Origin of the sequence: Streptomyces marokkonensis (assembly GCF_039539045.1) — a bacterium.
GTDB classification, from domain to species: Bacteria; Actinomycetota; Actinomycetes; order Streptomycetales; family Streptomycetaceae; genus Streptomyces; species Streptomyces marokkonensis.
In genome coordinates this window covers 1-6204 of the sequence record NZ_BAABCQ010000271.1, presented here as the reverse complement: position 1 = coordinate 6204, position 6204 = coordinate 1, and the positions used below count along the sequence as shown (strand labels likewise).

Below are 6204 nucleotides of genomic sequence, written 5' to 3'. Positions count from 1 at the left end.
GTGCTGCGTGACACAGAGGGTCGTCCATTGACGACCACAGGTTTCTCGACGGTCAAAGCTGGTGACCGGCTAGCTGTGTTCATGCAGTTCCCGGCGCCGCCAGCAGACACCACCGAGGTCACGTTCCAACTCCCGACCTTCGCCAGCGCGACCATCTCCATCTCCGGGTGAGGCCACCATGACCCCAACCCCACGTCTCACCCTGGCCCTCACCACCGCCACCCTCATGCTCGCCGCGAACCTCTACGGCGCCGCCACGGCCCACGCCGCCGACGACCCCGTCGACCCACCGGGCACCGAAGCCTCCGCCTCCGCCCCCGTCGAGGTGGACGCCAACGACCCGGATCTGAAGATCCCGGACGGCGCCACGCTCGCGCAGGCGAAGGTGTTGGACATCAAGTCCGTCGTGGAGGAGCAGGGCGGAGACGAACGCCGTGAGGACACCAACGCCAGCGTGACACTGGCGCTCCAGGCCGAGGTGCTGTTCGGCAAGGACAGCGCGAAGCTCGGCTCCGAGGCGAAGTCCCGTATCGAGGGAATCGCGGAGGAGATCAAGACCCAGAACGCCACCAGGGTCCGCGTCTTCGGCTTCACCGACAACCTGGGCTCCTCCGCGCACGGCGACGTCCTCTCGAAGAAGCGCGCCAACGCCGTGCAGGACGTCCTGGTCCAGTCCCTGAACGACTCCGGGATCACCTACGAGGTCCGTGGCTACGGCGAGGACTACCCCATCGCCGACAACTCGACGGAGGCCGGCCGTAAGAAGAACCGCAGGGTCGAGGTCTCCTTCCCGCGCTCGGAGGCCTGACCGGCCGATGGCGGAGCAGGAGGACCCCGTAGGAACGCGAAGGCCCGCCCACGGACGAGCGACGACCCTCTCGGCGCTGACGGCGCTGACGGCGCTGACGGCGCTGACGGCGCTGACGGCGCTGGCCTCGCTCGTGGTGGCTGCCTGCGACGGCCCGGACCGGACGGACACGGCGCCGTCGTCGGCCCCGGAGCGGCCGGCGGCATCGCGGCTGGCCACGCGGTCGGCCGACGCGGAACCGGAGCCCTCCGTATCCGCGGCGGACGGCCACGACCCCCGTGCCTGCGCCGACGGCAACTGCGTGATCGCGGTGTCCAAGCCCGTGACCGTCCGATTCCAGGGCCCGGGCGGTCCGGCGACGCTGTCCGTGACCGAGGTCGGCCCGAACAGGATCGAGTACGCGGTGAAGTCGGGCGGCGGCCGGACCGAGGGCGGCGCGAGCGGCCCGGGCCAGGGCTGTCTCACCGTCCTCCGCGAGGACGGCAGCGGCAACTCCTGCGGCGGCCTGTCCGGCACCCGCCCCAGTGCCCGGCCCGCCGCCGTGGTGATCCAGGCGACGACCGGCACGGACGGAACGGCACTTCTCCACATGGTGGCGCCCTGACGGACCGCTCGCCCTACAGCAAGTGGTCGGCCTTGCCCGCCTTGATCTCGGCTATCAGGGCCCGCAGGGCCTCTCGGCTGTCGACCAGGTAGCTGTTCTCCTGCCCGGCCACCGCGATGTAGGCCTTCCCCTCGGCGTCGGTGCCGAGGCGGAAGCAGTTGTTGCCTTCACCGCAGAACGGTTCTTCCCATTCGATGCCGGTCACCGGGACACCCTCATCGTTCACGGACGACGTTGTGGATGAGATCGCGCGAAGCTGCCACAGGCAGTGCGGCCTCGCTCATCCAGCTCAGGTGAGCACGGTACTTGTCGAGTTGGGCTTCAGCACCAGTGAATTCCGGACCATGCGCCGAGTCCAGTTGTACCGTGTCGAGTTGTGACACGTCGCCGTGCGCATACAGCAGCGCGTGCCCGGCACCGGGGAATCCCTCAATGCCGTTGGGAATGACCCGGACATCGATGTTGTCCCGCTTCGACTGGTCAACCAGGTAGCGGAGTTGTCGACAGGTGACAGGTCTCGCGCAACCAGTGCAGGGCGTCAGCCTCGCGTGCACGCTGCTCGAAGCACCCGGCAGCAGCTCCCGCCGCAGTGGTTCCCCGCGCCCCGCCGACTGTGAACTCGCCTCCGGCTGGGGGAGGATGAACCACTGCACGGGTCGGCACGGGCTGGTACGTGAGGAGTGGGCATGAGCGGCGTTGCGGAGGCGGAGGAGAACGGGCGGAAGGGGCGCGCACGCCACCCCGTCCTGATGGTGGTCGCCGTCGGTTGCTACGTGCTGGCCGTCATTCCGGGGATGTTCCTCCTGACGGTGGGCATAGGGCCTGTTGTCCAGATCCTCCTGTGGTTCCTGCACGGAGTACTTTTCATCGAGCTGATCCAGAGGCTGGGGGCCAAGGAGTCGAAGGCGGTTGCGGCCCTGGTCGTCTTCACCTCCACGCTGTCGGTGTACGCCGCCGCCATGGCCCACGACGACCTCACGCTCCAGCAGCGGGGAGAAACAGCCACGGTCACGGTCGTGAAGGAGTGGCGCGACCCTGTGACGAGCAAGAGCCGTGGCTCTCATTACCTGCTGGAACGGCAGGACGGCACTCCTTTCCCGGGCCCCGAGATGGAAACGGCGACCGACCTGTACGACGTCGGCCAGGTGCTGACGGTGATCGCGGATCCCGAGGGTGAGCTCCGCCCCCAGACGCCCGGCCACGCGGACAGCACCGCTGAACTCGTCGGAGCGGGGACTCTGGCCGCAGTCGCCCTGGGCGCCGTCGGCTGGATGATCTGGCGCGGGTCGGTTGACGCGAGGCGTCAGAACAATCACGGGGCGCGGCAGGAACAGGAGGAGAAGCTGCGTGAGGCCCTCCGCACCCATCCTGTCGACAGACGCGGGTACATCAAGGTCGTCCCCGAGGAGTACCCCGACGTGTCGAAGCAGCGGGCGGCAGGGATCGCCCGGGAGCTGGGCCTGCGCGCGGAGGCGGTGGGCAACCGGGGTTCATGGCGCTTCGGGGAGACGGCGGCCGGGGACCCGCACGGCTGAGGGCCGGTCCCCGGCCCTCGCCGACGGCCGTACGCGGCTCGTGTCGGCCGCCACCGGACGAGGGAAAGGTACGCGGACCCGGCGGATGCCGCCTGCCACTACCCTCCCACGACCGTGATCTGCACCCCTGCCCTCACTCCCCACCCGGCCATCGCCCCGGCCTCCGCCTCCAGCACGTGCCGGGAACGCATCCGGGGCAGCCCCAGCCTCCCCGGCCGCATGGTGCGCACGGCGATCACGGTGAGCCGTCGGTCGAGGTAGGCCACGTCGATGGGTATCCGCATCCGGAAGGTGTGCACGCTGTTGGCGGGAGACAGGAGGATCGCCCCCTCCACGGAGTCCCGCCCCAGCAACCCCCTGGTCCGCGCGCGGTAGGAAGCCGCGATCTCCAGTGGAACGCGGACCGCGCCACCGCCGGCCGCCCCTTCCACCACCAACTCGCCCGTACCGTCCTCCCGGCGCCGCCTCATACCGATGCCCCTCCCTCAGTACGCTGTCCCGCCGAACGTATCCGGCCGGGGCCGGCCCGGCTCGGGCACCGACGCGTAATGCTGTTGTCCGGAGGTCGGGACCGAGGTAGGAAGATCATATGACTGGACTCGGTGCCGTATTCCGTCCCCAGCTCGCCCCCGAGCGGCTGCGTGCCGTCGCTCGGGTCGCCGACGAGGCCGGGTTGGAGGAGCTGTGGTTGTGGGAGGACTGCTTCCGCGAGGGCGGCATCTCCACGGCCGCTGCCGCGCTCGCGTGGACCGAACGGGTACGGGTCGGGGTCGGGCTGCTGCCCGTGCCCTTGCGCAACGTGGCCGTCACCGCGATGGAGGCCGCCACACTGCACCGGATGTTCCCCGGCCGCCCGATCCTCGGCGTCGGGCACGGGGTGCAGGACTGGATGGGGCAGGTCGGGGCGCGGGCCGAGTCGCCCGTCACCCTTCTGCGCGAGCATCTCCTGGCGCTGCGGGCACTGCTGGGCGGGGAACGGGTGACGACCGAGGGACGCTACGTCCGGCTCGACGACGTCGCGCTCGACTGGCCGCCGGACAAGGGTGTCGAGGTGCTCGCCGGCGCCACCGGGCCCCGTTCGCTGCGCCTCGCCGGTGAGGCCGCCGACGGGACCGTCCTGACCGCGAACACTCCGCCCGACGAGGTGCGCCGGGCCCGGCGGCTCATCGACGAAGGGCGCGCTGCGGCCGGTCGGACGGAACCGCACAAGGTCGTCGTGTATCTGCTTGCCGCCACCGGGCCGGGCGCCGGCGAGCGGTTGCGGGCCGAACTGGTCGCCGAAGGCGTCGGGTCGGTGCCGGACCTCGGTGTCGCCGGGGACGCGGGGGCCGTCGCCAAGGCCGTGCGGGCGCTGGCCGAGGCCGGGGCCGACACGGTGGTCCTCCAGCCGACCGGTGACGAGCCCGATCCGGAGGCGTTCGTGCGGTTCGCCGCCGAGCAGGTCCGGCCCCTGGTGGGCTAGGGACCTCCCTCCCGGCTGTTCCTGCCGCCACCACTGCCGATCGGACGCACCTCCATGGCGCACACCCGTGCCCGTACTTTTGACGACCTCGTGGCAGAAGGCTCCGCCGTCCCCACCGCGGGGTGGGACTTCTCCTGGTTCGAGGGTCGGGCCACCGAAGCCCGGCCCTCCTGGGGATACGCGCGGTCCATGTCCGCACGGCTGACCGCGGCCACCGCCGTACTGGAGGTGCAGACCGGGGGAGGGGAGGTCCTGGACCACGCCCTCGAAGCCGCCGGCCCTCACCGTCCGCCGCTCGTCGTGGCCACCGAGGGCTGGGCACCCAACGTCGCCAAGGCCACGGCCCTGCTCCGCCCCCGAGGCGTCCCCGTGGTCGCCTCACCCGACGACGCGCCCCTTCCCTTCGCGGACGGAGCCTTCGACCTGGTCGTGAGCCGCCATCCCGTCGAGCCGCACTGGGCCGAGATCACCCGGGTGCTCGCGCCCGGCGGCACGTACTTCGCCCAGCACGTCGGCCCCGGCAGCGTTTTCGAGCTCATCGAGTACTTCCTGGGCCCCCAGCCGGAGGGGGGCCGGAACCACCGTCACCCCGACCGTGAGCGCGCCGACGCCGAGGCCGCCGGGCTGGAGATCGTCGACCTGCGGGCGGAACGGCTGCGGATGGAGTTCCACGATGTCGGCGCCGTCGTCCACTTCCTGCGCAAGGTGGTGTGGATGGTCCCCGGCTTCACCGTCGAGAAGTACCGGGACCGACTGCGCGACCTGCACGAACTCATCGAGGCCGAGGGCCCTTTCGTCGCCCACAGCGCGCGTCACCTCTTCGACGCCCGCAAGCCGCAGCACTACTAGGCCCACTCCGGTCGGAGCCCGTCTCCGGGCGGAGGCCGCTGTCGACGGCCGGCCCGCTAGGGAAATTTCGTTGAACTCTTGAATATCTGCTCATCGACCATCGAGAATGCAGTCGGAGTTCGCCCCTCGAAGCAACGTCGGAGAGGAACCCAGCAGATGAAGAGTCGGTCCACGTTAGCCCTGGGCGCCCTGACGGCCGTCGCGCTGACTGCCGCCCTTTCGGGAACGCCCGCATTCGCCATCGACGAGATCAACTGCGGCACCGGCAACGACCACGTCGCGATGACGTACACGCAGAACGGCGCGGAGCACACCCGGTGCTGGGAGAACCCCGGCAGCGTCTCCCTCAACCTGGACAACGTCACCTCCTTCTACTCGGGTGACAACGAGGTGGTCATCTTCTGGTCGACGGGCCGGGGTTGGGAGGTCAACCTGCTCGAGCCCCACACGTCGGCTCCCTTCACCGGCGCCGACGCCTACCGCGTTTTCGGCTTCCAGATCAGGTAGTCGAGGGACGGACCGATGACGGGCGGTGATCGGTCCCTCGGAGAGGGCCGACCGCCGGCCGCTCCCAGGGCCAGGGCCGTCCGTCCGTACGTCCGCGCGGGTGACGCCGTCGGTCCGCAGGCCGACGGAGAACTGGGCCGCCGGCAGTACCTGGGCGTGGACGCCGGGCATCGCGCCGGCTGTTTCAGCCGTCGACGTGCCCGTTCGGGCAGACTTGGCCAGGAACTGCCGTTCGAGCGGTCGTGCGCTCGCCGTGCCCCGAATGATCCCCCTCGTCTTCGTCGTGAGACGACGCGAGAAGGGGGGCGGGACGGGTGACGGCCCACCGCCCCGGCAGAGGTGGCGGGTCTTCGGGGCGCCTTCAGGGCGTATGTGGCCCACCTTCGCAAATATGCGCATGCCTGGAGAGAGGGTGCGGAATCACCTTTCAGTCCTCACG

The 6204-nt window shown here is 70.4% G+C and carries 9 protein-coding genes; 6 read left to right on the top strand and 3 right to left on the bottom strand.

The features are described from left to right. The first annotated feature begins 178 nt into the window (after positions 1 to 178). Together ABEA26_RS34450 and ABEA26_RS34445 are read left to right on the top strand one after the other, a co-directional pair. A complete protein-coding gene (locus ABEA26_RS34450) occupies positions 179 to 808 on the top strand; it encodes an OmpA family protein (RefSeq protein ID WP_345597811.1) in 630 nt (209 codons plus the stop codon). Positions 809 to 815: 7 nt separating this feature from the next. Then, entirely contained in the window at positions 816 to 1412 is a 597-nt protein-coding gene (locus tag ABEA26_RS34445) for a hypothetical protein (RefSeq protein ID WP_345597809.1), read from the top strand. Between the two features lie 13 nt (positions 1413 to 1425). Here the strand turns inward: ABEA26_RS34445 and ABEA26_RS34440 are convergent, their stop codons facing one another. Together ABEA26_RS34440 and ABEA26_RS34435 are read right to left on the bottom strand one after the other, a co-directional pair. Beyond that, the gene (locus ABEA26_RS34440) at positions 1426 to 1617 is read right to left on the bottom strand and encodes a hypothetical protein (RefSeq protein WP_345597808.1); all 192 of its coding nucleotides are present in this window, start codon (positions 1615 to 1617) and stop codon (positions 1426 to 1428) included. A gap of 10 nt (positions 1618 to 1627) precedes the next feature. Continuing rightward, entirely contained in the window at positions 1628 to 2065 is a 438-nt protein-coding gene (locus ABEA26_RS34435; RefSeq protein ID WP_345597805.1) for a Scr1 family TA system antitoxin-like transcriptional regulator, read from the bottom strand. A gap of 33 nt (positions 2066 to 2098) precedes the next feature. Between ABEA26_RS34435 and ABEA26_RS34430 the strand changes: the two genes are divergently transcribed. Further along, entirely contained in the window at positions 2099 to 2947 is an 849-nt protein-coding gene (locus ABEA26_RS34430; protein WP_345597803.1) for a hypothetical protein, read from the top strand. A gap of 98 nt (positions 2948 to 3045) precedes the next feature. Here ABEA26_RS34430 and ABEA26_RS34425 read toward each other — a convergent pair whose 3' ends face one another. After that, positions 3046 to 3417, bottom strand: a complete 372-nt coding sequence (locus tag ABEA26_RS34425) for a DUF192 domain-containing protein (RefSeq protein ID WP_345597801.1) — start codon at positions 3415 to 3417, stop codon at positions 3046 to 3048. A gap of 119 nt (positions 3418 to 3536) precedes the next feature. Between ABEA26_RS34425 and ABEA26_RS34420 the strand changes: the two genes are divergently transcribed. From ABEA26_RS34420 to ABEA26_RS34410, 3 genes are all read left to right on the top strand, one after another. Next, positions 3537 to 4409, top strand: a complete 873-nt coding sequence (locus tag ABEA26_RS34420; RefSeq protein WP_345597799.1) for an LLM class flavin-dependent oxidoreductase — start codon at positions 3537 to 3539, stop codon at positions 4407 to 4409. A gap of 54 nt (positions 4410 to 4463) precedes the next feature. Further along, complete coding sequence (locus tag ABEA26_RS34415) at positions 4464 to 5258, top strand: class I SAM-dependent methyltransferase (RefSeq protein ID WP_345597797.1); 795 nt, start codon at positions 4464 to 4466, stop codon at positions 5256 to 5258. A gap of 156 nt (positions 5259 to 5414) precedes the next feature. Continuing rightward, a complete protein-coding gene (locus ABEA26_RS34410; RefSeq protein WP_345597795.1) occupies positions 5415 to 5765 on the top strand; it encodes a hypothetical protein in 351 nt (116 codons plus the stop codon). Positions 5766 to 6204: the final 439 nt, after the last annotated feature.